Source organism: Pseudomonas putida, assembly GCF_009883635.2.
GTDB classification, from domain to species: Bacteria; Pseudomonadota; Gammaproteobacteria; order Pseudomonadales; family Pseudomonadaceae; genus Aquipseudomonas; species Aquipseudomonas putida_W.
This window is the reverse complement of the sequence record NZ_CP026115.2, coordinates 6095642-6118418: the sequence shown is the minus strand read 5'-3', so window position 1 is coordinate 6118418 and position 22777 is coordinate 6095642. Positions and strand designations below refer to the sequence as shown.

Sequence of the window (22777 nt, the reverse complement as noted above, 5' to 3'; positions counted from 1 at the left end):
TATTCAGCGGGTCAGTGATTCCAGCGCGCGCATGGCCTCGATCAGGTCATCGCACTGCAGGGGCTGGCCGTTGGCTCGCAGGAAGTTGCGCGCATGGGGGGCTTGCAGGGTCGGCTCGGCGACCTGCTGCAAGGTGGCCTGGTCGGGCGCGTTGACGCCTAGCTCGGCCAGGTTGCAGGGCAGGCCGATGCGCCGGTAGAAGGCCAGCAACTCGGCCATGAACGCTGCCTCGCGGTCTTCCAGCACCAGCTGCACCAGCAGGCCATAGGCGACTTGCCAGCCGTGAACCTGGTCGCGGGCGCCTGGCACCTTGGACAAACCACGGGTCATGGCGTGGGCGATGGACAGCCCGCCGCTCTCGAAGCCCAGGCCGCTCATCAGCAGCACGGCTTCGATCAGGCGCTCGAAGGCGGCGTTCACCTGGCCGCTGCCGGCCAGCGCCAAGCCTTCCTCGGCATGCTCGCGCAGCACGGCATAGCATTCCCGAGCCAGGGTCACGCCGGCCAGCGAGGGGCGGGCGCCGAACATGTTGACACCGTCGGCCTTGAGGCACTGCTCAGCTTCGAACTTCTTGGTCAGGGCATCGGCGATGCCGGCCAGCAGGAAGGGGCGGGGGGCCTGGGCAATCAGGCGTGTGTCGACCAGCACGTAGCGCGGGCTGCTGAGCAGGTGGCCGACTTCGCTGAGCTGATGGTGCTCGTCGTAGACCACGTAGTTCTTCGACGTGGGGGCGTCATTGGAGGCGACGGTGGGCATGCTCACCAGCGCGGCGCCGCTGGAGTGGGCCAGGGCCTTGCCGGCATCGATGGACTTGCCGCCACCCACCGCTACCACCATGTCAAAGGTAAAGCGCGCGGCGGACTGGCGCAGGGCGGCGATGCCCTGGGCGGTGATCTCGCCATCGAAAGTGATGTAGTGCAATTGCACATCGGCGCGGGCACAGGTGGCGTCCAGGCGCTCTTTGACCAAGCCGATCACGAAGCTGTCGATGACTACTACGGCGCGGCGGCCGCAGTGGGCCAGGTACTGGCCTGCCTCGTCGAGTACATCGGGGCCTTGCACGTAGCGGCCGGGTGATCCGAAAACCAGATTCATACGGTACCTCTGTGTGACGGTTTGTTGTTGTTATGCGAGGTCGTGGTCGATCTCGGTCATGTGTGATGCATGATATATCATGCGTATTGGCCGTCAAGCGCCTTCACCGTTCGCTGACGGCCATCGATCGGTTCAGAGGGTGGAATCAGGCGATGGAGTAACCACCGTCCACCGCCAGGGTGGTGCCGGTGACGTAGCGGGCATTGTCGGAAACCAGGAAGGCGATGACGTCTGCCACGTCTTCCGGCTGGCCCCAGGCCTGCATTGGTATGCGCGAGAGGATCCCGGCCGAGCGGCTTGGGTCCTCATAGGCGCGGCGTGACAGCTGGGTGAGGATCCAGCCCGGTGCCACGGCATTGGCGCGCACACCGTCGGCGGCCCAGGCCACGGCCTGGCAGCGGGTCAGCTCGCCGATGGCGGCCTTGCTCGATGCATAGGCCGGTGTCTTGGCCGAGCCGAAGATGCCCCACATCGAGGCAAAGTTGACCACCGCGCCACGGGCCCGCTTGAGCCCCGGCAGCGCAGCGTTGCTGATGCGCATCACGGCGGTCAGGTTGACGTCGAGCACATGACTGAAGCCCTCCAACTGCCACTCGCGGTTGTGGTCGATGACCCCTGCGGCATTGACCAAGGCATCGACCCGCTCGAAGCGGCCGAAAAAGTCCGCCACTGCGACATCGTCAGTGACGTCCAGCTCCAAGTAATGAATGCCGTCCATGCGCTGTTCCGGCTCGCCCAGGCCCAGGGTGTGAACTTCATAGCCATCGGCGAGCAGGCGGCGTGCGGTAGCCAGGCCGATGCCCGAGCCGCCACCAGTGATGATTGCGATCTTGTTCATGAGTGCTCCGTTGGGAAGAACGCCATTCGGTTTTCAGTGCCCGTTGGCCGTGCCGAACAGGAAGTCGGCCAGCAGTTCGACCTGGCCGGTGATCATGTGCACGCCCTTGTGGACCTGGCAGCCACGGCCTTGGGCAGCTTCCAGCAGGGCAGTGACATCCGGGTTCATCACCACCTCGGCGACCAGCGTTCCGCTGTCGAGTGTGTGCGCTGGTAGCGGCAACGGGTCGTCGGCCTTCAGCCCCAGCGCCGTGGCATTGATCACCACATCGAAACCGCGACCATCGGCCGGGCCCGCCGCCACTTTGCGCCCAGGCAGCAATGTGCGCAATTGGGCGACCAGTTCCTCGGCCTTGGCCTGGGAACGGTTGGCGATGACCAGGCGCTGCAGCGGCTCGGCCAGCAATGCATGGGCGATTCCCGTGGCGGCGCCGCCGGCGCCAAGCAGCAGCACGCGTTTGCCGACCAGCGCGTGGCCCTGGTTCTTCAGGCCACGGACAAAGCCCTCGCCATCGAACATGCGCCCGCTGAAGCGGCCGTCGGACAGCCGTCGGGCGACGTTGCACACCCCAAGCGACGCCGCCGCGCCTTGCAGGTCGTCGCACAGTTCGGCGACTTCCAGCTTGTGCGGCACGGTGACGATCACCCCAGCAAGGTTTTCGATGCCGCGCAGGCCCGCCCAGGCGCTGGCCAGGTTGGCGGGCGACACCTCCCAGGGCACCAGCACGGCGTCATGGCCCAGGCGTTCGAGCAGCGGGTTGAAGAAGGAGGGGGTACGCAGGTGCTTGGCCGGGTAGGTCAGGTGAACCACCACTCGGGTGGTGCCGGTAATTGGCATGATGGGCTTCCTATGAAGTGGGTGGGGCGTCAGCGGCAATGACGGGGTGTTATTTGCTCACGGTGCGCGTCATCAGCCTCTGTTTAAAATATGATATATCATGTTTTTAATCGGCGTTGAAACCCCTGCGCTACCGGGATCTTAATGATGATGTATCATGCCTTATCGCCCGGCCGCACCCCTGCAGGTACCGGGCCATTCACCAGACAAGAGAGAATCAGCGTGACAGTTCACAAGCCGCTGGATAAAGGCAACTTGAGCGAGCGGGTCTACAGCATCATCCGCACGGCATTGATGGACGGCCAGTACCAACCCGGCGACCGCCTGCGCATCAGTGCCCTGGCCGAAGAATTCGGCGTGTCGATCACCCCGGTGCGCGAAGCGATCTTCCGCCTGGTCAGCGACCATGCGCTGGACATGAAAGCCGCCACCTCCATCTATGTCCCCGAGCTGACCGTCAACCAGTTGCGCGAGATCCAGCTGATCCGCCACCTGCTTGAAGGTGAAGCAGCGGGGCTTGCGGCCGAGCGCATCTCCGATGCCGAACTGGCCCATCTCGAGGAAGTGCAGGCCGCATTCCAGGCGGCGGTCAGCGTTGATTACAAGAAGGCTTCGTTGCTCAACCGCGAGTTTCATTTCGGCCTGATCGCCGCGGCGCGCACGCCGGTGATATTCAAAACCCTGGAAAACATGTGGGTGATGATGGGGCCGCTGCTCAGTACCTTCCACGCCGAAGTGCCCAAGGCCGAGCTGGCCAGCGCCAAGCACAAGCACTTCGAAGTGCTCGAGGCATTGCGCAAGCGCGACTCGGCCAAGGCCAAGGCTGCGTTGCAAGCCGACATCGCCTGGGGCGAGCTGATGCTGGAGTGGCTGGAACGCAAGTCCATGGCGGCGACCCCGGCTTGATGCCGTCGGGCGAGACCCTGGGTTGGAGCCATGGAACACGGGAGACGCGTACTCTCTGGTTTTCCACTGGCCAATTGCTTAGGGCACTCCAAGCCAGTGAAGGACGTAATTGAGGCATGGGAAAAAGTCATTTGCGCCCAGATCATTATTTCCTCTCTGGATGCCCAGTTATAGTGAGCGTGCCCTGCGCCTTGGACGAACACCCATGATTCCCGCCCTCGACACCATCTTCTCCCGACTGCGTTTGCGTCAGCTGCGACTGTTGATCGAGCTCGACCGCTGCGGTTCGTTGCACAAAGCCGCTGAGGCCATGGGCATTTCCCAGCCGGGCGCGACCAAGGCACTACGCGAGGTGGAGGATATTCTGGGGGTGCCGCTGTTCCAGCGCCAGCCTAGTGGTCTGATGGCCAACGATGTCGGGCGTTGCGTGGTGCGCTATGCGTGCCTGATCCAGAGCGACTTGGGACATCTGCGCGAGGAGGTGCTGGGGATCGTCCAGGGGCAAGGTGGCCGGTTGGCAGTTGGCAGCATCATGGGGGCTGTGCCGTTGCTGGTCGGTGCGCTGGGGCGTCTGCGACGTCGGCAGCCGCAACTGGCCGTGGAGATCGCTGAGAACACGAGTGCCAGCCTGCTGGGGCAACTGGATGAAGGGCGCCTGGACTTGGCGATCTGTCGTCCCGGTCTGGGACGCAACGCGGGTGACTACGTGTTCCATGAGCTGGCCCAGGAACCGCTCGCTGTGGTCGCTCATCCGCAGCACCCGCTGGCGGCACTGCCTGAACTGACGGTCGCCGACCTGAGCCAGTTCCGCTGGATCGTCTACCCGGCCAACATGCCAATGCGCCAGGCGTTGGAGCGAGAACTGAGCGAAGCGGGGATCGAGGTGCCGCGCTATCCGCTGGAAACCTCCTCGACCTTCGCCACGTTCATGTTGCTGGAAGAGGACCCGACCCTGGTGGCGGTGATTCCCCGAACGGTGGCCGTGTTCGCCGAGCAGCGTGGCTTGCTGGTGAGCCTGGCAGTGCGCTTGCGCGCGCTGAGCGAGCCGTTTGGGGTGGTTTATCGACACGCTTCACCGTTGTCGCACGCGGCGCAATTGCTGGTGGATGAGCTGGTTCAGGGGGCGTGACCCGCCGGGCCCGCACCGGCATTACCGCTGTTGCCGGTAGGCCCTTGTCCGCTCGAACCGATGCCCATCAGAACGTCCGCTCGCGGTAGTCGATCAAGCTGGAAAACACCGCGATCAGCACCGCTGCCACTACGAAGAAGATCAACGCGAAGAAGTACGCCCCGGTGAACTGTACGATCAGCCCGATGATGATCGGCACCAGTACGCCGGCCATGTTCCCGCAGAAGTTCATGGTCCCGCCCAGTACGCCGGTGCGTGATGGGCCGCCGATGATCGCCGGCAGACACCAGTACATGCCGCACCAGCGGATGAAGAACATCGCCACGCACAGCAGGGTGATCACCGCCCCGGTGTTGCCCACGTAGGCTGCGCCCAGGATGCACACGGCGGCCACCAGTGACGACCCGCTGAACATCGAGCGCATCACCAGGTTCGGCGAAGCACCGCTGGCCCGCCAGCGATCGCCGATCCAGCCGCCGATCAGCTCGCCGACGAAACCGCACATGAAGATCAGGAAGGTTGCCCCGCCCATGGCCGAGATGTCCAGGCCATGTTCCTTGTGCAGGTAGCTCGGCATCCAGGTCAGCAGGCCGTAGAACACCGCCAGGATGCAGCTGTAGCCTGCGAACATGGCGAAGATCGAGCGGTCCTTTAGCAGCACGCGCAGCGGGATGCCAGCCTTGGCCGCAGCGGCGTGGGCGCTGGCGTTGCCTTCGGTGATATGGCGCAGTTCGGCCTCGTTCACCCCCGGGTGCTCACTGGGGTGGTTGCGAATGTATTTCCAGGCCAGGATGCCCGCCAGGATGGTGCCGATACCGGCGATCACGAATGCCAGGCGCCACGAGCCGAGCCAGGCGATCAGCCCGGAGATGAGAATTGCGCCCAGCGCACTGCCCAGCGGTGCGCCACCGTCCACCAGCACGGCGCCGCGGCCGCGCTCGTTCGGCGTTAGCCATGAACCGTTGAGCTTTGCCCCGGCAGGCATTATCGGCGACTCGGCCACCCCCAGCCCGATGCGCGTGAGCAGCAGCAGCACCCAATTGTGCGACGCCGCGCCCAAGGCCTGGAAGGCACCCCAGGCGATGGTCGCGGCGCCGATGATGCCACGGGTGTGGAAGCGGTCCAGCAGCAGGCCGCCGGGGATCTGCATCAGCGCATAAGACCAGAAGAACGCGCTGAGCATCATGCCCTCCATGGCCGGTGTCAGGTTGAACTCCGGCGCGATCAGCGGCAGTGCCACCGACAACGAAGCGCGATCGATGTAGTTGATCGCGGTGAGCAGCAGCAGGATCAAAAAGATGCGCCAGCGCACGCTGGTCATGGGTGTGGCGTCAGTCAGCGCCAGGGCGGCCGGGGAGGAGGTCGTCTTCATCGCGGGAGGGCTCGTCATTGTGATTATCGGAGAGTTGCGTTGCCGGCGCATCACGTGGCGGCATCGCCACCGCGAAGCGCGATGCCCGTGGATTGTTCAATCCGTATCGGCCCTTGGGTAATGAAAAGACCTGATCCAGCGATAACACCTGCTTATCCCCTCGGTGGTGATAAGCAGTGGTTATTCCGGGATCAGGTCTTTTCATTATCTGCCCTTGTGCGCGCCGCCCTAGATTGCCCAGGCACGGCCCGCCGCACTCATGGCGGGCTCCAACAAGAACAGTGGCGCCACGTGCCTGAGGATATTCCATGAGCCATTTCCAGTTTCATTTCCCCACCCTCGCCAAATGCGGCGCAGGCATGGCTGAGCAGGCGGGTGCCTTGCTAAAGCCACATGTCCAGGGCGCACTCCTGGTGGTGACCGACCAGGGGCTGATCGATGCGGGCATTCTCAATGGTTTTTTCGCCTCGCTGGAGCAGGCCGGTATCGACTACCACCTATTCGCAGCGGTCGAAGCCAACCCCAGCACCGATGTGCTCGATGCCGCTGTCGCATTCCTGCGCGAGCGTGACTGCAAGGCGGTAATCGGCGTGGGCGGCGGCAGCAGCATCGACACTGCCAAGGGCGTCGCGGCGATGGCGACCAACCCGGGCAACATCCTCGACTACGAGGGCTACGACAAGCTGGTCAAGCCGCCGTTACCGATCTTCGCCATCCCCACAACGTCCGGTACCGGTAGCGAGTGCACCGCCTCGACCGTGTTCACCAACACGCGCACGCTGTTCAAGACCGTGATCGTCAGCCCGCTGCTGTTCCCGCGCCTGGCGATTCTCGATCCGGCGCTGACCCTCAAACTGCCCGCGTCGATCACCGCCGCCACTGGCATGGATGCGCTGACCCACGCGATCGAATCCTATGTCTCGCGCCAGGCTAACCCGATCAGCCAGGCCATGGCCTTGCAAGCGATCCGCATGATCGCCGCCAGCCTGCAGCGGTGCTATTTCGTCGGCACTGACATGGCGGCCCGCGAGCAGATGCTGCTGGGTTCATTCCTGGCGGGTGTGGCGTTCTCCCAGTCCAAGCTGGGCAATGTCCACGCGATCTCGCACACCTTCGGCGGCGTGTTCAACATCCCCCACGGCATCGCGAACGCCGCGCTGCTGCCCTATGTGATCAAGTTCAACGTGCCGGCCTGCCCCGAGCGTTTCCGTGACATCGCCATTGCCATGGGCGAAGACGTCAGCGGCCTGGATATCGCGCAGGCTGCGGGGCGTACGGTGGAGGCGGTGGTCGCGCTGAACCAGGCGATCGGCATCCCGGCGACCATCCGCGAACTTGGCGTGGACCTTGAGTACCTGCCGCAGATGGTCGGCGACTCCATGCGTAGCGGCAATGTGCTGGTCAACCCGCGCCTGACCACGGCGCGCGATGTCGAGCAACTCATCATCGATGCCTACCACGGCAACCTCTGAGTCCCCCCGAACGGAACCCATACTCATGTACTACGAAATGCGCACTTACACCCTGCACATCGGCAAGATGAAGGAATACCTCGAACACTTCGAAAAAGAAGGCCTGCCGGTGATTTCCCGCTACGCCACGCTGGTGGGTTGGTGGTACACCGAGATCGGCGAACTCAATCAGGTGGTGCATATCTGGGCCTACGACAGCCTGGATGAGCGCATCCAGCGGCGTACGGCGCTGTATGAAGACCGTGACTGGCTCGAGCGTTTCGTGCCCAAAGCCTTCCCGATGCTGATCCGCATGGAGTCGAAGCTGCTGCGGCCCGCAGCCTTCTCGCCGATCCAGTGAGCTCCCCACCGTTGTCGGCAACATCTACGTAACCCCCCCTGAATAACAACAAGAGGCCAGGCCCATGTGCCTAAAATCCAGCTCCATCTCGCCCGATATCGCCCGACTGCTCGAAGGCCTGCCTCGCAACTGGGGCAAGTGGGGGCCCGACGATGAAGTCGGTGCGCTCAACTACCTCGATCCTGCCCAGGTGCTCAAAGGCGTCGCCTGTATTCGCCAGGGCAAGACCTTCACCCTGCAGACTCAGATCGGCCACCCCAAGGGTGAACCGCTGTTCCCCGGTCGTCGTCCGTCATTGCGGGTCAATGTGCTGGACAAAGGCCACTACCTGGCCGGCAAGGCGCATTTCGACGGCAATGTCGAATACGTCGACGACGTGATCTTCATGCACCTGCAGGGCTCGACCCAGTACGACGCATTGGGCCATGTCTGGTACGACGACCAGCTGTGGAATGGCTACGACGCGCTGTCGACCATCGGCGGTATGAGCAAGGCGAGCATCCTGCCTATTGCCGAGCGCGGCGTGGTCGGGCGTGCGGTGCTGATCGACATGGCCCGCCATCGTGGCAAGGCGGTGCTGGACAAGGGCGAGGGTTTCGATCACCACGACCTGCTGGCCGCTGCCAGCGCCCAAGGCGTGACGCTGGAGCCGCGCGACATCCTCCTGGTTCGTACCGGCTGGATCGGCTCGTTCTACGAGCGCGAGGCTGAGGAGTTCTACCGAGACTACAACGAACCGGGGCTGGCCTTCAGCCGCGAACTGGTGGAGTGGTTCCACCAGATGCAGATTCCCAACCTGATCACCGACACCATGGCCAACGAAGTGGCGTTCGACGCCGAGTCGGGGGTGATGATCCCCCTGCACAACGCGCTGATGCGCAACCTGGGCGTAGCCTTCACCGAAGTCGCGATGCTCGACGCCCTGGCCGAGGACTGTGCCGCCGACGGTCAGTGGCAGTTCCTCTATGCCGCGGCGCCGCTGAAAATCGTCGGCGGCAGTGGGGCACCGGTCAATCCGATGGTGATCAAGTAACCCTTCACTTTCATATGCGAGCCACTCTTCATGTCTGACGGATACAACTTCATCGGCGGGCGGCGCAGCGGTCTGGGGACGGTGCTGTTGCACAGCATCGATGCCCATGGCGGCGAGCGCCTGCCCGGCTTCTTCCACCAGGCCACCGAGGCGGAGGTAGATGCTGCCGCTGCCGGCGCGCGCTCGGCCTTCCCGGTTTTCCGCAGCCTGGCGCCGGAGCGGCGGGCGCGTTTTCTGGAGGCCATCGCCGACCAGTTGGATGCGCTGGGCGAGGAATTCATCGCCGTGGTCGGTCGCGAGACGGCCTTGCCGGCACCGCGCATCCTCGGTGAGCGTGCACGCACCAGCGGTCAGTTGCGCCTGTTCGCCGAGGTGCTGCGTCGCGGTGACTTTCTGGGCGCCCGTATCGACCGGGCCATGCCCGAGCGCCAGCCGCTGCCGCGTCCAGACCTGCGTCAGTGCCGTCTGGGTGTCGGGCCGGTGGCCGTGTTCGGCGCCAGCAATTTCCCGCTGGCGTTTTCCACGGCAGGGGGGGACACGGCGGCGGCGTTTGCCGCCGGATGCCCGGTGGTAGTCAAGGCACACAGTGGCCATATGGCCACGGCGCAGTATGTGGCCATGGCCATCGAGCGTGCCGCGCAGTTGACGCAGATGCCGGCCGGGGTGTTCAGCATGGTTTTTGGTAGCGGTGTCGGCGAGCGTCTGGTGCTGCACCCGGCGATCCAGGCGGTGGGCTTCACCGGTTCGCTCAAGGGCGGGCGTGCCCTGTGCGATCTGGCGGCGACCCGGCCGCAGCCGATCCCGGTGTTTGCCGAGATGAGCAGTATCAACCCGGTGCTGGTGCTGCCAGAGGCGTTGCGCCTGCGCGGCGAGACCATTGCCCGCGAGCTGAGCGCCTCGGTGGTGCAGGGGGCAGGGCAGTTCTGCACCAACCCCGGTTTGGTGGTGGGTGTGCGCTCGCCTGAGTTCAGCGCCTTTGTCGAAGCCCTCAGGCATCAACTGGACGATCTGCCGGCGCAGACCATGCTCAACCGCGGTACGTTCGCCAGCTACTGCTCGGGCCTGCAACGCTTGGAGGCTCACCCACGCATCGATCGGCTCAGCATGGCGGGGCAGAGTGGCCAACAGGCGCGGCCGCAGCTGTTCAGGGCCGACGTCGGATTACTGCTCGAAGGCGATGAGTTGCTCCAAGAGGAGGTGTTCGGTCCTGTAACGGTGGTCGTCGAGGTGGCTGACCGCAAGACACTGCACGAGGCCTTGGTCGGATTGCGCGGACAGCTGACCGCAAGCCTGATCGGCGAGCCCGACGAGCTGGCCGAGGCGCAGGATTTGCTGGCGCTGCTGGAGGAGAAGGTCGGGCGGGTGTTGGTCAACGGTTATCCGACCGGCGTCGAGGTCAGCGATGCGATGGTACATGGCGGGCCCTATCCGGCGACTTCGGATTCGCGCGGGACATCGGTAGGCACCCTGGCCATCGACCGGTTCCTGCGGCCGGTGTGTTACCAGAATCTGCCTGACGCTTTGTTGCCGGATGCGCTGAAGGCTGCCAACCCACTGGGCATCAATCGCCTGGTGAATGGGGTGTTTAGCCGGGCTGCGCTGTAATCGAGCCCAGGGTGGCCCGTGCGTTGCGGGGCTTGTACATCAAGCCTGCAACGCGGGGCGCTTGTGTTCGCGTCGGCGGCGCCAGTTTCTACGTCGCCGTACGGCGCCATTGGCTTGACCTCCCCGACGCCAGCCTGCAACCGGCCAGGGGCTATCAAACTATTGGGTGAGCTGCAGTTGGACAGTTTATTACTGCAAGTAGAGAGGGGTTCAGGTGTAACTCGACGTCAACCAGCAATCGTTTTCTGTTCGTTCGTAGTTATTCGTCATTGCGCCAGGTGAGGCTGTTTTCAGGAAGGGAGAATGCGCGCATAGCGGTCGACGGTATCTATTGTTGATTCCACGTCAAATCTATTTGACTTGCCTATGGCTTAATCTGAAAACGCAAGTTCGCCAAACTGCAAACCATTGTTTAACTCCCTCCGGATTGCAACTATGCCTCTTGCACTGTTTGCTTTGACGTTGGCGGCCTTCGCCATCGGTACTACCGAATTCGTTATTGTGGGCTTGATCCCAACCATTGCTGCGGATCTCGGTGTGTCTCTGCCTTCGGCAGGGCTGCTGGTCAGCCTGTACGCGCTTGGTGTGGCTGTCGGCGCGCCGATCCTGACCGCGCTTACGAAAGGGGTACCGCGTAAGCCGCTGTTGGTGGGGCTGATGGTGCTGTTCACGGTTGGTAACCTGGTGGCCTGGCTGGCCCCTGGCTACACCACCCTGATTCTCGCTCGCCTGCTGACCGGTCTGGCGCACGGCGTGTTCTTCAGTGTCGGTTCGATCGTCGCCACCAGCCTGGTGCCTCGCGAGAAAGCAGCCAGTGCCATCGCCACGATGTTCAGCGGTATGACCGTGGCCTTTGTGACGGGTATCCCGTTGGGTACCTTCATCGGCCAGCACTTGGGCTGGCACGCTACCTTCCTGACAGTTGCCGCCTTCGGCGTGGTGGCACTCATCGGTGCGCAGGTGCTGGTACCACGCGACATTTCGCATACCGCGCCCGCGCCGCTCGCCCGGCAGTTGCGTGTTCTGCTGCAACCGCGACTGCTGCTGGTCTATGCGATGACCGCAGTTGGCTACGGCGGCTCGCTCATTGCTTTCACCTTTCTGGCGCCGATCCTGGAAGACATCTCCGGTTTCAACTCCAACATGGTGGGCCTGGTACTGCTGGCCTATGGCGTTTCGGTGGCAGTGGGGAACGTCTGGGGCGGCCGATTGGCCGACCGCAAGGGTCCCGTGGCGGCACTGAAGATCATTTTCGGGCTGCTCTCGGTTGTGTTGTTGGTGCTGACCTTCACCGCGCCGAGCAAACCGCTGGTGCTGTTGACGGTGCTGGCATGGGGCGCGGTGGCGTTCGGCAATGTGCCCGCCTTGCAGGTCTATGTCGTGCGCCAGGCGGAGCAGGTTGTGCCTGACGCAACCGATGTCGCAGCCGGCTTCAACATTTCGGCGTTCAACCTTGGCGTGGCCGGCGGTGCCTGGGGCGGTGCACAGGTCGTTGGCCATCTCGGCCTGGCCCATACGCCGTGGATTGCCGCGGTGGTCACGCTGGCCGCGCTGGGGCTCACGGTGTTGTCCGGCCGGCTGGACCGGCGCGCAGCCTCGGCGTTGGCCCAACCAAATCAAGCATGAAAGTTTCCTCGATCTTCGTTTCTTCCCAACCCTTCCAGGAGTTCATCATGAGTGTTCCTTCCTTCGGCGCAGGCACCTTCCGCCTGACCGGCCAAGCCGTCATTGATTCGGTGCGTAATGCGCTGGAGCTGGGCTACCGCGCGATTGATACCGCACAGATCTACGGCAATGAGGCCGATGTAGGTCAAGCCATCGCCGAGAGCGGCATCGAGCGTTCCGAGTTGTTCATCACGACCAAGATCTGGACCGACAACTACGCCCAGGACAAATTGGTGCCAAGCCTGCGCGAGAGCCTGAAGAAGCTGCGCACCGACTACGTGGACCTGACACTGATCCACTGGCCTGCACCCGGCAACGGTATCGAGCTGGCCGAATACATGGCGGCGCTGGCCGAGGCCAAGGCGCTAGGCCTGACCCGCCAGATCGGTATCTCCAACTTCAATATCGAATTGACCCGGCAGGCCATCGCCGTGGTTGGCAAAGACGAGATTGCCACCAACCAGATCGAACTCAGTCCTTATTTGCAGAACCACAAGCTGACAGCCTTCCTGAAAGAACAGGGCATCCCTGTCACCTCCTACATGACCCTGGCCTACGGCAAGGTACTCAAGGACCTGACACTGGCGCAGATCGCCGACAAGCACCAGGCCACTGTCGCACAGGTCGCTCTGGCCTGGGCGCTGCAACTCGGCTACGCGGTCATCCCGTCCTCGACCAAGCGCGAGAACCTGGCCAGCAACTTGCTGGCGGGTGACCTGCACCTGGACGCCGACGACATGGCCAGGATTGAACAGTTGGATCGTAACAGCCGCGAAGTCAGCCCTGAGGGCCTGGCTCCGGTTTGGGACTGAGGCGATCATCATGCGTATCCCCACAATGCCCCTGGAGCGATTGACCGCTGGTGGTTTCAGCATCGGTATCGAGGCTCCCCTGGACAACGACTGGACGCCCACCGCAGAGCAGGCACGGTGCAAAGCCGCCCGCCTGCCAGGCGAGCCGGACCTGGCTCGCCACGCCGAGCTCGCGCAGTTGGTTGACCGCCTCGGTTTTCGGGCGTTGTGGATACGCGACGTGCCGCTGTACGACCCTGCCTTCGGCGATGCCGCCCAGGTGTTCGAAGTTTTCGCCTACCTGGGCTATCTGGCCGGTATCACCCGCGACATCCTGTTGGGCACCGCTGCGGTGGTGCTTCCCATCCGCGAGCCGCTGCTGACGTTGAAATCGGCAGCGACGATCCAGAAATTGAGTGGAGATCGTCTGCTGCTGGGTGTGGCCAGCGGCGACCGGCCGGTGGAGTATCCATTGTTCGACCGCGATTTCGCGGGCCGCGGAACGGCTTTTCGTGAGCAGGTCGCGTTGCTGCGGGACCGCGCGCAGTCGAGCTTGCCGAATGGATTGACCGTGCTGCCGCGGTCAGCCGCTCCACTCCCGCTGCTGGTGGCCGGGCTGGCCCAGCAGAGCCCGGCCTGGATTGGCGAGCACATGGACGGCTGCCTGGCTTATCCGGGCACGCCCCGGGATCACGAACGCCGCGTTGCCGCATGGCGTGCGGTAGCCGGTGCCAAACCCTATGCGAGCTTCATCCACCTGGATCTGGCCGAGCGCGCCGACGCGCCGATGCAGCGCCATCGCTTCGGCCTGCGTGGCGGCCGCGACGCACTGATCGAGGAACTTCAAACGTTACGCGCAGCCGGCGTCGATCACGTAGGCCTGCACTTGCGCCGCAACCAGCGGCCGCTTGATCAGACCCTCCACGAGATCGCCGAACACGTCCTGCCCCTTTTTCATTCAGCCGATGCGACAGCGACGGCCATGGAGAACTGCAATGCCTGATACGAATGACCCCTTGTTCCAGCCGCTGAGGCTTGGCGACCTTGAACTGCCCAATCGCATCGTGATGCCGCCAATGACGCGTTCGCGTGCCAGCCAACCCGGTGACGTACCGAACGATCTGATGGCCCAGTATTACGCGCAACGTGCCACTGCCGGTCTGATCGTCAGCGAAGGCACCTGGATTTCCCCACTTGGCAAGGGCTATGCGTGGACGCCTGGCATTTACACTTCGGCGCAGGTCGCCGGGTGGCGCAAGGTTACCCAGGCGGTACACTCCGTTGGCGGACGCATTTTCGCACAGCTTTGGCACGTCGGGCGCTTGAGCCACATCAGCCTGCTCGATGGGCAGTCTCCGGTGTCTTCCACGGCTATCCAGGCTGAGGGTGTCAATGTGTTCGTCGCTGAAAGCGACGGCAAGCCGGGTTTCGTGCAAGCGTCCAAGCCGCGCGCGCTCAACGTGGAGGAAATCCGAGCCATCGTCGATGAGTTCCGCCAAGCCGCGCGCAATGCAATGGCCGCTGGCTTCGACGGCGTAGAGCTGCATGCCGCCAACGGTTACCTGATCAACCAGTTCATCGACTCCGGCGCCAACGGTCGCGGCGATGAATATGGTGGTTCGCTGCACAACCGCCTGCGTTTTCTCGGCGAGGTGGCGCAAGCCCTGGTCGAAGGCACGGGCGACAAGGGCTGTGTCGGCATCCGCCTGGCGCCGCTGACCACACTCAACGGCTGTGTCGATGACGACCCCGAAACCACGTACATCGCCGCAGCGCAGCTGCTCAGTGAAATTGGCGTGGGCTACATCCACATCGCCGAGGCCGACTGGGAGGACGCTCCTGAAATGCCGGTTGCGTTCAAGCAACGACTGCGTGAGGCGTTCCCCGGCACGTTCATCTACGCCGGCCACTACAACGCCGAGCGGGCTCGTACGGCGTTGCGCGAAGGGTGGGCCGACCTGATTGGCTTTGGCCGCCCGTTCGTTGCCAACCCCGACTTACCCGCGCGCCTGCGCGCAGCTGCGCCGCTCAACCCACACGACCGCGACACCTTGTTCGGCGGCGGTGCGCTCGGCCTGACCGACTATCCCAGACTGACGCAGTCCGCTGAAAACCCGGAGGCATGATGAAGACCCTTACAAAACTCACGTTGGCGGCTGTATTGCCGCTTGCCATGCATACCGCATCCGCAGCCGATTGGTATCCGTCAGCCTATGGTCCGAACGACGAGATCGGCGCTGCCAACTTGCTGACTCCGGAAGTGGTCAAGCAGGCCGTAGGCCTGGTCAAGACGGGCAAGACCTATCCGCTGGCGGTACCGGTGGACAAGCATCTGCCGGCCTTCCGGCATCGCAGCTTCAGGCTCTACAACGTGCAGGTTGGCCAGCAGGCGGGACGGTCGCTGGGGCCAAACAAGTTCACCTTCAATGATGAGCTGGTCAATGCCTGGACTGGCGTAGGAACCCAACTCAACGGTATCGGCCACATCGGTATCGACAACGTGTACTACAACGGCAACAAGGCAGCCGATTTCGTGACCGTTGATGGCGTCACCAAGCTCGGCGTCGAAAAAGTGCCGCCGATGGTGACCCGTGGCGTGGTGCTGGACATGACCGCTCACTACGGCAAGGCCATCGTGCCCGGCGGTACCGAGTTCAGCGTGGCCGACATCCAGGCGGTATTGAAGAAACAAGGCCTGACCCTGCGCAAGGGGGATGTGGTGCTGTTCAACACCGGCTGGCTGGAGCTGATCGGCAACGACAACGAGCAGTTCCTGGAAGTGGAGCCAGGTATCGGCATGGAGGCAGCGCAGTGGCTGGCCGACCAGGGTATCGTCGCCTTCGGCGGAGATACCTGGGCCTCCGAGGTTTATCCGAACCCGCATGGCAAGGACGAGTTTCCGGTCAACCAGTACATGCTTGCCAAACGCGGCATCTACAACCTGGAACTGATCGACAGCCGTGCGCTGGTGCACGACAAGGCTTGGGAGTTCCTTTTTGTTCTTGGCCAACCGCTCTATGCAGGTTCCACCCAGGTCAATATCAATCCGGTAGCCATTCGATGAATACGTGCAAGTAACTGTCTGTCTCAATCTCAAGTGATGCGCCAAGGCGGTCCCTGTCGGCCTGACAGGGACCGCCTTGTTTGTGCGACATCATATCGACGCGTGTGCCGGCGACGCGCCAGGCCGAGCCTAATGATCGTCAGCTCGTCGTGGCGCCTGCCAGCAAGTCGATCATTGCTCGTGCAGCTGCCGATTGTCGTTCATGGGGCGCATAGACCAGCGAGAAGGGCCGGGTGCGGCCCCGCAGACGTGGCAGCACCTCCACCAGGCGCCCACGCTCCAGGCGCTCGCGCACGATGAAGTCGTAGCTCTGGCAGATGCCGATACCCTGTTCGGCCAGGGACACCACGCCCAGGACGTCATCCGAAACCTCGATGCTCGAGACCGGGAGCCAGTCGATGTCTTGATCGCCGTCGCGGAACACCCACGGCGCCAGGCGCCCGGTCCGTGGCATGACGAAGGGCAGGCACAGATGCTGCTGCAACGCTTCCAGCGACTGCGGGGTACCCGCCCGTTGAAGATATTCGGGGGCGGCGACCAACAGCAGGGCTGCATCTTCGAGCTTGCGAGCAACCAGCCCGCTGTCCGGTAAAGGGCCCAGACGGATGGCGAGGTCGAAACCTTCTGCCACCAGGTCAACGTTGCGGTTGGTGATGTTCAATTCGACCTGCACCTGGGGGTGTGAGCGTGTGAAGCGAGCCAGCAGCGGCGGCAGGCGGTAATGGCCGTAGGTGGTCGGCACGCTCATGCGCACGCGCCCAGCCAGCGCGCCTCCCTGGCCCTGCACATCGCGTTCGGCCTCGACCAGCACGGCAAAGGCCCTGCGCGCCTGGTCCAGGTATTGCCGTCCAGCGTCGGTCAGGCCAAGCCTGCGCGTGGTGCGCTGCAGGAGTTGCCGCCCCAGCCGGGTTTCCAGCCGGGCCACGGCTCTGCTGAGCACCGAGGGGGTGGTCGACAGTACCACCGCGCCGGCGGTGAAAGAGCCGTGCTCGACCACCGCCATGAAGGCCTCTACATCCCCGAGATAGTCAAATTTACGGCTCATCTTGTCCCCTAAAGAACAAATGTTGTTCTGTCTGGCTAGTTTATCTCCTCCAGGGTGCTGAATACAGTACGCCCTGTCACACCTCTCTTTTAATGAATGTTCGAGTCTCATCATGAAACTGCTACCAAAGCTTGCAGCAACACTGCTACTAGGGCTCGCGGCGGCCACGGCCCAGGCCGGCAACGTGTTGGTCGTGCTGTCCGATGAAAACCATCTGGACCTGAAGGACGGAAAGGTCCTGTCCACGGGGTTCTTCCTTAACGAGCTGATGCAGCCGGTCAAGTTGCTGCTCGATGCGGGCCACCAGATCACTTTCGCTACGCCAAACGGTCAGGCACCGACGGTCGATGCCTCGTCCATCACTTCGGCGTACTTTGGCAATGACGCCGCCAACTTGCAGGTACACAAGGATCTGCTCGCCAAACTGGCGCTGACATCCAGGGAAAAATCGCCCGTGGTAAGCCTGGCACGTATCGAGCAATTGGGGTACGACCGGTTTGATGCAGTCTACATCCCAGGCGGTCACGCACCGATGCAGGACCTTTTGAAGAGCCCGGCGCTGGGGCGTTTGCTGACCGACTTCCATAGCCGCAGCAAGACGACCGCATTGGTTTGCCATGGCCCGATTGCGCTGCTATCGACGTTGCCGGATGCCAGTGGCTTTGTGGCCACGCTGGAATCCGGTCAGGCCCCGCGCGCGCCGCAGTGGATCTACAGCGGCTACCAGGTCACGGTCATCAGCAACCAGGAAGAAGAGCAGGCCAAACCTCAGTTGGGCGGCGGCGAAATGAAGTTCTATCCACAGACCGCGCTGCAGCAGGCTGGAGCGACGTTCCGCAGCAATGCCACGCCATGGGCCTCCAACGTCGTCGTCGACCGCGAGCTGATCACCGGCCAGAACCCGGCTTCGGCGCTTGCGGTGGGAGAAGAACTGCTCAAACGCTTGAAGTAGCGCGACGTCTGGAACCTCAACTCCATCCCAAATAGCCAGGTTCGCCCGGCCCACTTGCCGCAACGACACCCGCGCTCATGGCGCGGGTTGCCATGCGCATATTAAAAGGAAACCAGCATGGACCTTCAACTCACGGGTAAGACCGCGCTTGTCACCGGTGCCACCGCCGGCATCGGTTTGGCCATCGCCCAGACCCTGGCGCGTGAAGGCGTCGCTGTCACGCTGACCGGGCGCGACCCTGCAAAACTGCAAAGCGCCGTTGCCCAGATCACCCAGGCAGTGCCTGCAGCGCAAGTCTCCACCGTTGTCGCAGACCTGGGCAGCGCCGAGGGCGCCGCAACACTGTTTGCGGCTTACCCGGATACCGACATCCTCATCAACAACCTGGGCTACTACGAAGCCAAGGCCTTCGCCGACATCACCGACGAGGACTGGCTGCGCATGCTCGACGTCAATGTCATGTCCGGTGTGCGGCTGTCGCGGCACTACTTCCCGCGCATGCTCGAGCGGAACTGGGGCAGGGTGATTTTCATGTCAAGTGAAGTGGGCGCGTTTACACCCCCGGACATGGTGCATTACGGCGTCAGTAAGTCAGCGCAGTTGGCCGTCTCGCGCGGCATGGCGGAACTGACCAAGGGGACGGGGGTAACGGTCAACAGCGTGCTGCCTTCGGCCACCCGCTCCGACGGCATCGTCGAGTACCTGCGCCAGACCGCGCCGCGGCCGGGCATGACCGATGCGGAAATCGAAGCGAACTTCTTCCAGACCTACCGCCCCAGCTCGCTGATCGGGCGAATGATCGAAGCCGATGAGATCGCGGCAATGGTCGCGCTGTTGGCCAGCCCGCTTGGCGCTGCGTCCAACGGTGCGGCGGTGCGCGTCGAAGGCGGCACTTTCCGTTCCATCCTCTGATTCGGAGACAAGCCATGTCTGAACTCGTCATCATCGCCATCGCGCAGGCCAAGCCCGGTTTTGAAGCCGCGCTGGTCAAGGCACAGTCGGAGCTGGTCGCCATCGTGCGTGAGTTGCCTGGGTGCATACGCTACGAATTGAACGAGTCCCTGGAGCAACCGGGTCAAGTCGTGTTCGTCGAACGCTGGCGCGATCAGGCCGCTTGGGAAAGCCACAGGCGTGGCCCCCACATGGATGCGTTCCGCGCCAAGGCCGGGGCGATGATCGGTGCTTTCGAGCTCCTGCTCATGCACCAGGTCGCCTGATCGCTTGGTACTTCTTCGTCCCGTCTATTGGAATACACACATGTTCGTACGCATCCGTCGTCTGCCTGCCATTGGCATAGTGACCCTGATCTCCTTAGCCAACATCGCGGGTGCGGCGGATGCGCCTGTGCTTGAACGTTGGCGCAGCTATGCTGGTGTGAGCTGGGACGTGCCGCGCGCAGGCCAGGCTCCGGCCACGTTCCCGGCATCGGTCAACGCGCCCATCGCTGGAATCCATTTCGATGCACAAGGCACTGCCTTCGTGAGTACGCCGCGTCTGGTGTCTGCAGCGGCGCCCGCTACTTTGAGCACCCTGGACACCCAGACTATGGCTGGGCCCGCGCGCTTGAGCGCATTCCCGTCACGTCAGGGCAACGCGGTGAATGGCCCGGCGTCTACCAGCCTGCGCAATGTGCTCGGCTTTCATGTCGACCGTACCAACGGCTGGCTGTGGGCGCTGGACATGGGCTTTGTTAGCGGTGAGACCGAGGCTCCGCCTGGCTCACAGAAGGTGCTGGTGCTGGAACTGAAATCCGGCGCACTGGTGAAGGCAATCGACTTGCAGGGCGTGGCTGATCGCAAGGCCAGCTTTCTCAATGACATCGTCGTCGACGAGGCGCGTCGTGTCGCCTACATTTCCGACAGCGGTTCACGCAGTGCGCCTGACAACAAGGTGGGGCTGATCGTGGTGGACCTCGTGACAGGCACGGCTCGGCGCGTGCTCGATCGGCACCCGAGCCTGCAGGTCGAGCCGGGCGTGACGGTCATGGCCCATGGGGCCGAGGTGTGGTCGGGCAAGCCGCTGCAGATCGGTATCAACGGTATCGCCTTGTCGCCAGATGGCGAAACCTTGTACTGGACGGTAACCACCGGCACGCGACTGCATGCGCTGCCTACCAGTATCCTGCGTCAGGCTAGCGCCAGTGAAGTGCAGATCGTGTCGGCGATCCAGGACCTTGGCGCGGTAGGAGGCAACACCGACGGCCTAGCGACCGACGCCAGGGGGCGCCTCTACATCACCGATGTCACCCGCAATGGCATCGTCAGGTACGACCCCGCTACCAAGGCCATGTCGCTGCTGGCCAGTGACGAGGGTGTGCATTGGCCCGACACGCCTGCAATCCACCCAGACGGCGATCTGGTCTTTACCTCGAGCCGGCTGAATGACCACTTCGCAGGTATGGTCAGGGCAGGGGATGAGCGTTCCTGTCGCTCGATGGCCGCCAGGCGAAGTTCGACTGACTGAGCGGCTGGTGGTGCGATTCAGGAGCTTGGATGTGGCGCAGCTGCTGCTACGACGTGCCGGCTGCAGCGCATACGGTAAGCGAATGGAGTCAGTCCGTTGGCTTTACCGCTATTCGCGGATGACCAGGCGCTTTGCCGAAGCCGTAATCACGGCTTGCCAAAGACTGCCCAACGACGATGACTAGCAGATACCAGCCAACGCGCTCAAAGCGCCAGACGCGCTGCTGCATCGACATGTCTTCCTGAACAGGATTGCGCCTGGACGCCCATTCGTCTTCCGGCATGATCACTTGCCCTCAGGCGCGTGCGAGCAGCGGCGGGCGTTCCCGCTTGCGCCGGTGCCACCGATGATCAACACAGAGTCGCCCACCCAGTAACGCCTGGTCCAGCGCGCCCGGGCGGGCGCGCTGGCGCTCATCAGGCGGCGCGCTGTTCGCCCTTGAGCATCTTCTTCTGAGCTTCCATGGCCTTGCCCATGTCTTCAAGTTCCTGTTTGCCCAGCAGCTTGCGGGCAGTAGGGAACAGCTCACTTTCTTCTTCCTCGATATGGTGCTCCAGCAACTCCTTCATCACCTTGACCCTACCGGCGAACTCCACGGTGCCGGTCTCGGTGTGCAGCAGGTCGGGAATGACCAGCGAGTCGACCGTGCGGTGCTCCTCCTTGGCCTCGTAATACATCTTCGCTTCTTCCTTGCCGCCGGCCTGCTTGATCGCGGGGTACAGGATTTCTTCTTCCAGAGCCGTATGGATGCTCACCTCCTGCTTGATACGTTCGAGCAGTTCGGCGCGTTTCTTCACGGCGCGCTCGGTGGTCGAGGACAGTTCCTCGAGCAGTTTCTTCACCAGTTGATGGTCCTGGATCAGCAGTTCGATTGCGTTCATGGGACACCTCTTCAGGGGCTGGGAAAAATCACGGTTGCTCTGGGTGGAGTCGGCAACAAGCGCAAGGGTTCAATGCAGATGATGTGTGTTCTGCCGCGACAAGGCGGATGCTCCTAAGATGATTTGGGCGGTGAGGCTGCGCGGCTGTCATACCGCTGACCTGTCCCAGGTGAACCTTGCCACGGCAGCAGGCTCGACAGTCAAAGCGGGCGAGGGCAGGCAGCATGAACGCGATCACCCAGCAGATCACCCAGGAGCAGCGTCGTATGGCTGCAGTGAACCTTTGGTTCGCGCTGTATGACGATGTCGAGCGCAGGCGCGACTGCCCAAGTAGCCACCACGAAGAACTGCTTCGCCAGGTCGACGAGATGGACCGCTTGGGGCTCATTGACTGGCGCGAATGGCGAGACCTGCGACGGCTCGCCGACCGCGGCTTTCTCAAAGCCATAGCCGGCGCGGACTACCATCGTGTTTAAGTTCAGGGTCTTCGCCCCGATTGGAAAGCTGGCTGAAAGCCCCCATGCCATTCCGATGCACGGGATGATGGTTGGACGAAAGTGCTACACAAGCCAGCCGCTTGATCCTCGCACATATGCTTCCAGGGACGCAGGCATGGGCAGCGTTCACCGAACGAATACGCAAAAGGCTTAAGGCAGTTGGCTCAGTAACCAGCTTCTTGGCGTCCGCTGCCACGGGACAGGCCCACCCAGTCGCTCATTCTGCTCATGATGGACGAGGGTCAGATTTTTGATACCGAGCGGATGCGGGCGTGGCTTGTGTCCCGGCGCGATGTGATGCCCGTTCCCAGCATTGATCATGGTCAGGCGATATTGATGCTCTAATCGGCGGGGATGATGGAGATCTTGCCATTGCGCTCGACGATGGCAAATTTGACCTGCTGGATGTTTTCAATACCTTGGCTGTTTCTTGCCGACTCGAGAACATCGTCTTCCGTGAGGCGTGCTCGGCGCATTCGGTGATGCAGAAATTGCCCGTTCTCCACGACCAGGGTAGCGTGCCCATCCAGAAGCCGAGCCAAGGGCTTGGAGTTGAGCTTTGCCAACGACAGCCCTACGTCGAGGACGATCAGCGTCGCAATGACCAGCATGGCGTTGGTGAACGAGAAATCCTCACCCAGCAGTGCCTGCTGAGTGGCTTCCCCAATGATCAGCAGCAGAACGAAGTCGAATGTGCTCAGGTCCGCGAGTGAGCGGCGTCCGGCTACGCGGAACAGCAGCATGAGGGCCACGTACATCCCGGCTGCGCGGAGTATCGAATCCATGATGCGT

The 22777-nt window shown here is 62.9% G+C and carries 24 protein-coding genes; 16 read left to right on the top strand and 8 right to left on the bottom strand.

What is annotated here, in order from left to right; all coding sequences use genetic code 11:
• Positions 1–3 precede the first annotated feature (3 nt).
• The 3 genes from C2H86_RS27795 to C2H86_RS27785 all read right to left on the bottom strand — a co-directional run bounded on the left by C2H86_RS27795 (position 4) and on the right by C2H86_RS27785 (position 2770).
• On the bottom strand, positions 4–1095 hold the full coding sequence (locus C2H86_RS27795) for a glycerol dehydrogenase (RefSeq protein ID WP_159410825.1): 1092 nt from the start codon (positions 1093–1095) through the stop codon (positions 4–6).
• Between the two features lie 145 nt (positions 1096–1240).
• The gene (locus tag C2H86_RS27790; RefSeq protein WP_159410824.1) at positions 1241–1933 is read right to left on the bottom strand and encodes an SDR family NAD(P)-dependent oxidoreductase; all 693 of its coding nucleotides are present in this window, start codon (positions 1931–1933) and stop codon (positions 1241–1243) included.
• Positions 1934–1966: 33 nt separating this feature from the next.
• Complete coding sequence (locus C2H86_RS27785) at positions 1967–2770, bottom strand: shikimate dehydrogenase family protein (protein ID WP_159410823.1); 804 nt, start codon at positions 2768–2770, stop codon at positions 1967–1969.
• A 222-nt stretch (positions 2771–2992) separates the two neighbouring features.
• On the opposite strand from C2H86_RS27785, the gene C2H86_RS27780 reads away from it, so the two are divergent.
• Positions 2993–3676: a GntR family transcriptional regulator gene (locus C2H86_RS27780; RefSeq protein WP_159410822.1), complete on the top strand. Its 684-nt coding sequence runs from the start codon at positions 2993–2995 to the stop codon at positions 3674–3676.
• A 205-nt stretch (positions 3677–3881) separates the two neighbouring features.
• On the top strand, positions 3882–4805 hold the full coding sequence (locus tag C2H86_RS27775; protein WP_159410821.1) for a LysR family transcriptional regulator: 924 nt from the start codon (positions 3882–3884) through the stop codon (positions 4803–4805).
• Between the two features lie 67 nt (positions 4806–4872).
• Here the strand turns inward: C2H86_RS27775 and C2H86_RS27770 are convergent, their stop codons facing one another.
• Positions 4873–6177 (bottom strand): MFS transporter, encoded by a 1305-nt coding sequence (locus tag C2H86_RS27770; protein ID WP_159410820.1) that lies wholly within the window; start codon positions 6175–6177, stop codon positions 4873–4875.
• A 308-nt stretch (positions 6178–6485) separates the two neighbouring features.
• Here C2H86_RS27770 and C2H86_RS27765 point away from each other — a divergent pair, with 308 nt between their 5' ends.
• The 9 genes from C2H86_RS27765 to C2H86_RS27725 all read left to right on the top strand — a co-directional run bounded on the left by C2H86_RS27765 (position 6486) and on the right by C2H86_RS27725 (position 16147).
• On the top strand, positions 6486–7649 hold the full coding sequence (locus C2H86_RS27765) for an iron-containing alcohol dehydrogenase (RefSeq protein WP_159410819.1): 1164 nt from the start codon (positions 6486–6488) through the stop codon (positions 7647–7649).
• Between the two features lie 25 nt (positions 7650–7674).
• Positions 7675–7989 carry an NIPSNAP family protein gene (locus C2H86_RS27760; RefSeq protein WP_159410818.1) on the top strand — a complete coding sequence of 105 codons (315 nt, stop codon included), beginning with the start codon at positions 7675–7677 and terminating at the stop codon, positions 7987–7989.
• Between the two features lie 64 nt (positions 7990–8053).
• Entirely contained in the window at positions 8054–9022 is a 969-nt protein-coding gene (locus tag C2H86_RS27755; RefSeq protein ID WP_159410817.1) for a cyclase family protein, read from the top strand.
• Between the two features lie 30 nt (positions 9023–9052).
• Complete coding sequence (locus C2H86_RS27750) at positions 9053–10627, top strand: aldehyde dehydrogenase (NADP(+)) (RefSeq protein WP_159410816.1); 1575 nt, start codon at positions 9053–9055, stop codon at positions 10625–10627.
• Positions 10628–11062: 435 nt separating this feature from the next.
• On the top strand, positions 11063–12253 hold the full coding sequence (locus tag C2H86_RS27745; protein WP_159410815.1) for an MFS transporter: 1191 nt from the start codon (positions 11063–11065) through the stop codon (positions 12251–12253).
• 47 nt (positions 12254–12300) lie between these two features.
• Positions 12301–13104 (top strand): 2,5-didehydrogluconate reductase DkgB, encoded by an 804-nt coding sequence (gene dkgB, locus C2H86_RS27740; RefSeq protein ID WP_159410814.1) that lies wholly within the window; start codon positions 12301–12303, stop codon positions 13102–13104.
• Positions 13105–13114: 10 nt separating this feature from the next.
• Positions 13115–14086, top strand: a complete 972-nt coding sequence (locus C2H86_RS27735) for a TIGR03571 family LLM class oxidoreductase (protein ID WP_240349660.1) — start codon at positions 13115–13117, stop codon at positions 14084–14086.
• A complete protein-coding gene (locus tag C2H86_RS27730; RefSeq protein ID WP_159410813.1) occupies positions 14079–15209 on the top strand; it encodes an alkene reductase in 1131 nt (376 codons plus the stop codon). Before C2H86_RS27735 ends, C2H86_RS27730 begins: the two co-directional genes overlap by 8 nt.
• Positions 15209–16147, top strand: coding sequence for a cyclase family protein (locus C2H86_RS27725; RefSeq protein ID WP_205524582.1), 939 nt, complete (start codon positions 15209–15211; stop codon positions 16145–16147). Before C2H86_RS27730 ends, C2H86_RS27725 begins: the two co-directional genes overlap by 1 nt.
• Before the next feature lie 139 nt (positions 16148–16286).
• Here C2H86_RS27725 and C2H86_RS27720 read toward each other — a convergent pair whose 3' ends face one another.
• A complete protein-coding gene (locus C2H86_RS27720; RefSeq protein ID WP_159410811.1) occupies positions 16287–17192 on the bottom strand; it encodes a LysR family transcriptional regulator in 906 nt (301 codons plus the stop codon).
• A 112-nt stretch (positions 17193–17304) separates the two neighbouring features.
• Here C2H86_RS27720 and C2H86_RS27715 point away from each other — a divergent pair, with 112 nt between their 5' ends.
• From C2H86_RS27715 to C2H86_RS27700, 4 genes are all read left to right on the top strand, one after another.
• Positions 17305–18144, top strand: coding sequence for a type 1 glutamine amidotransferase domain-containing protein (locus C2H86_RS27715; protein ID WP_159410810.1), 840 nt, complete (start codon positions 17305–17307; stop codon positions 18142–18144).
• A 117-nt stretch (positions 18145–18261) separates the two neighbouring features.
• On the top strand, positions 18262–19056 hold the full coding sequence (locus C2H86_RS27710; protein ID WP_159410809.1) for an SDR family NAD(P)-dependent oxidoreductase: 795 nt from the start codon (positions 18262–18264) through the stop codon (positions 19054–19056).
• Between the two features lie 14 nt (positions 19057–19070).
• Positions 19071–19361, top strand: coding sequence for a putative quinol monooxygenase (locus C2H86_RS27705; RefSeq protein ID WP_159410808.1), 291 nt, complete (start codon positions 19071–19073; stop codon positions 19359–19361).
• Positions 19362–19401: 40 nt separating this feature from the next.
• Positions 19402–20607, top strand: coding sequence for an L-dopachrome tautomerase-related protein (locus C2H86_RS27700; RefSeq protein ID WP_159410807.1), 1206 nt, complete (start codon positions 19402–19404; stop codon positions 20605–20607).
• 88 nt (positions 20608–20695) lie between these two features.
• On the opposite strand, the gene C2H86_RS27695 is transcribed toward C2H86_RS27700, so the two are convergent.
• Both C2H86_RS27695 and C2H86_RS27690 read right to left on the bottom strand, forming a co-directional pair.
• Positions 20696–20890 carry a hypothetical protein gene (locus C2H86_RS27695; RefSeq protein ID WP_159410806.1) on the bottom strand — a complete coding sequence of 65 codons (195 nt, stop codon included), beginning with the start codon at positions 20888–20890 and terminating at the stop codon, positions 20696–20698.
• Positions 20891–21023: 133 nt separating this feature from the next.
• A complete protein-coding gene (locus tag C2H86_RS27690) occupies positions 21024–21488 on the bottom strand; it encodes a hemerythrin domain-containing protein (protein ID WP_159410805.1) in 465 nt (154 codons plus the stop codon).
• Positions 21489–21712: 224 nt separating this feature from the next.
• On the opposite strand from C2H86_RS27690, the gene C2H86_RS27685 reads away from it, so the two are divergent.
• Positions 21713–21964 (top strand): hypothetical protein, encoded by a 252-nt coding sequence (locus C2H86_RS27685; RefSeq protein WP_159410804.1) that lies wholly within the window; start codon positions 21713–21715, stop codon positions 21962–21964.
• Between the two features lie 362 nt (positions 21965–22326).
• On the opposite strand, the gene C2H86_RS27680 is transcribed toward C2H86_RS27685, so the two are convergent.
• On the bottom strand, positions 22327–22770 hold the full coding sequence (locus C2H86_RS27680; protein WP_159410803.1) for a DUF421 domain-containing protein: 444 nt from the start codon (positions 22768–22770) through the stop codon (positions 22327–22329).
• Positions 22771–22777: the final 7 nt, after the last annotated feature.

What these genes read in the sequence shown, in the direction of transcription:
- C2H86_RS27795 (WP_159410825.1), bottom strand. Translation starts at nt 1,095, where the DNA reads ATGAATCTGGTTTTCGGATCACCCGGCCGCTACGTGCAAGGCCCCGAT.
- C2H86_RS27790 (WP_159410824.1), bottom strand. Translation starts at nt 1,933, where the DNA reads ATGAACAAGATCGCAATCATCACTGGTGGCGGCTCGGGCATCGGCCTG.
- C2H86_RS27785 (WP_159410823.1), bottom strand. Translation starts at nt 2,770, where the DNA reads ATGCCAATTACCGGCACCACCCGAGTGGTGGTTCACCTGACCTACCCG.
- C2H86_RS27775 (WP_159410821.1), top strand. Translation starts at nt 3,882, where the DNA reads ATGATTCCCGCCCTCGACACCATCTTCTCCCGACTGCGTTTGCGTCAG.
- C2H86_RS27770 (WP_159410820.1), bottom strand. Translation starts at nt 6,177, where the DNA reads ATGAAGACGACCTCCTCCCCGGCCGCCCTGGCGCTGACTGACGCCACA.
- C2H86_RS27765 (WP_159410819.1), top strand. Translation starts at nt 6,486, where the DNA reads ATGAGCCATTTCCAGTTTCATTTCCCCACCCTCGCCAAATGCGGCGCA.
- C2H86_RS27760 (WP_159410818.1), top strand. Translation starts at nt 7,675, where the DNA reads ATGTACTACGAAATGCGCACTTACACCCTGCACATCGGCAAGATGAAG.
- C2H86_RS27755 (WP_159410817.1), top strand. Translation starts at nt 8,054, where the DNA reads ATGTGCCTAAAATCCAGCTCCATCTCGCCCGATATCGCCCGACTGCTC.
- C2H86_RS27750 (WP_159410816.1), top strand. Translation starts at nt 9,053, where the DNA reads ATGTCTGACGGATACAACTTCATCGGCGGGCGGCGCAGCGGTCTGGGG.
- C2H86_RS27745 (WP_159410815.1), top strand. Translation starts at nt 11,063, where the DNA reads ATGCCTCTTGCACTGTTTGCTTTGACGTTGGCGGCCTTCGCCATCGGT.
- dkgB (WP_159410814.1), top strand. Translation starts at nt 12,301, where the DNA reads ATGAGTGTTCCTTCCTTCGGCGCAGGCACCTTCCGCCTGACCGGCCAA.
- C2H86_RS27735 (WP_240349660.1), top strand. Translation starts at nt 13,115, where the DNA reads ATGCGTATCCCCACAATGCCCCTGGAGCGATTGACCGCTGGTGGTTTC.
- C2H86_RS27730 (WP_159410813.1), top strand. Translation starts at nt 14,079, where the DNA reads ATGCCTGATACGAATGACCCCTTGTTCCAGCCGCTGAGGCTTGGCGAC.
- C2H86_RS27725 (WP_205524582.1), top strand. Translation starts at nt 15,209, where the DNA reads ATGAAGACCCTTACAAAACTCACGTTGGCGGCTGTATTGCCGCTTGCC.
- C2H86_RS27720 (WP_159410811.1), bottom strand. Translation starts at nt 17,192, where the DNA reads ATGAGCCGTAAATTTGACTATCTCGGGGATGTAGAGGCCTTCATGGCG.
- C2H86_RS27715 (WP_159410810.1), top strand. Translation starts at nt 17,305, where the DNA reads ATGAAACTGCTACCAAAGCTTGCAGCAACACTGCTACTAGGGCTCGCG.
- C2H86_RS27710 (WP_159410809.1), top strand. Translation starts at nt 18,262, where the DNA reads ATGGACCTTCAACTCACGGGTAAGACCGCGCTTGTCACCGGTGCCACC.
- C2H86_RS27705 (WP_159410808.1), top strand. Translation starts at nt 19,071, where the DNA reads ATGTCTGAACTCGTCATCATCGCCATCGCGCAGGCCAAGCCCGGTTTT.
- C2H86_RS27700 (WP_159410807.1), top strand. Translation starts at nt 19,402, where the DNA reads ATGTTCGTACGCATCCGTCGTCTGCCTGCCATTGGCATAGTGACCCTG.
- C2H86_RS27695 (WP_159410806.1), bottom strand. Translation starts at nt 20,890, where the DNA reads ATGCCGGAAGACGAATGGGCGTCCAGGCGCAATCCTGTTCAGGAAGAC.
- C2H86_RS27690 (WP_159410805.1), bottom strand. Translation starts at nt 21,488, where the DNA reads ATGAACGCAATCGAACTGCTGATCCAGGACCATCAACTGGTGAAGAAA.
- C2H86_RS27685 (WP_159410804.1), top strand. Translation starts at nt 21,713, where the DNA reads ATGAACGCGATCACCCAGCAGATCACCCAGGAGCAGCGTCGTATGGCT.
- C2H86_RS27680 (WP_159410803.1), bottom strand. Translation starts at nt 22,770, where the DNA reads ATGGATTCGATACTCCGCGCAGCCGGGATGTACGTGGCCCTCATGCTG.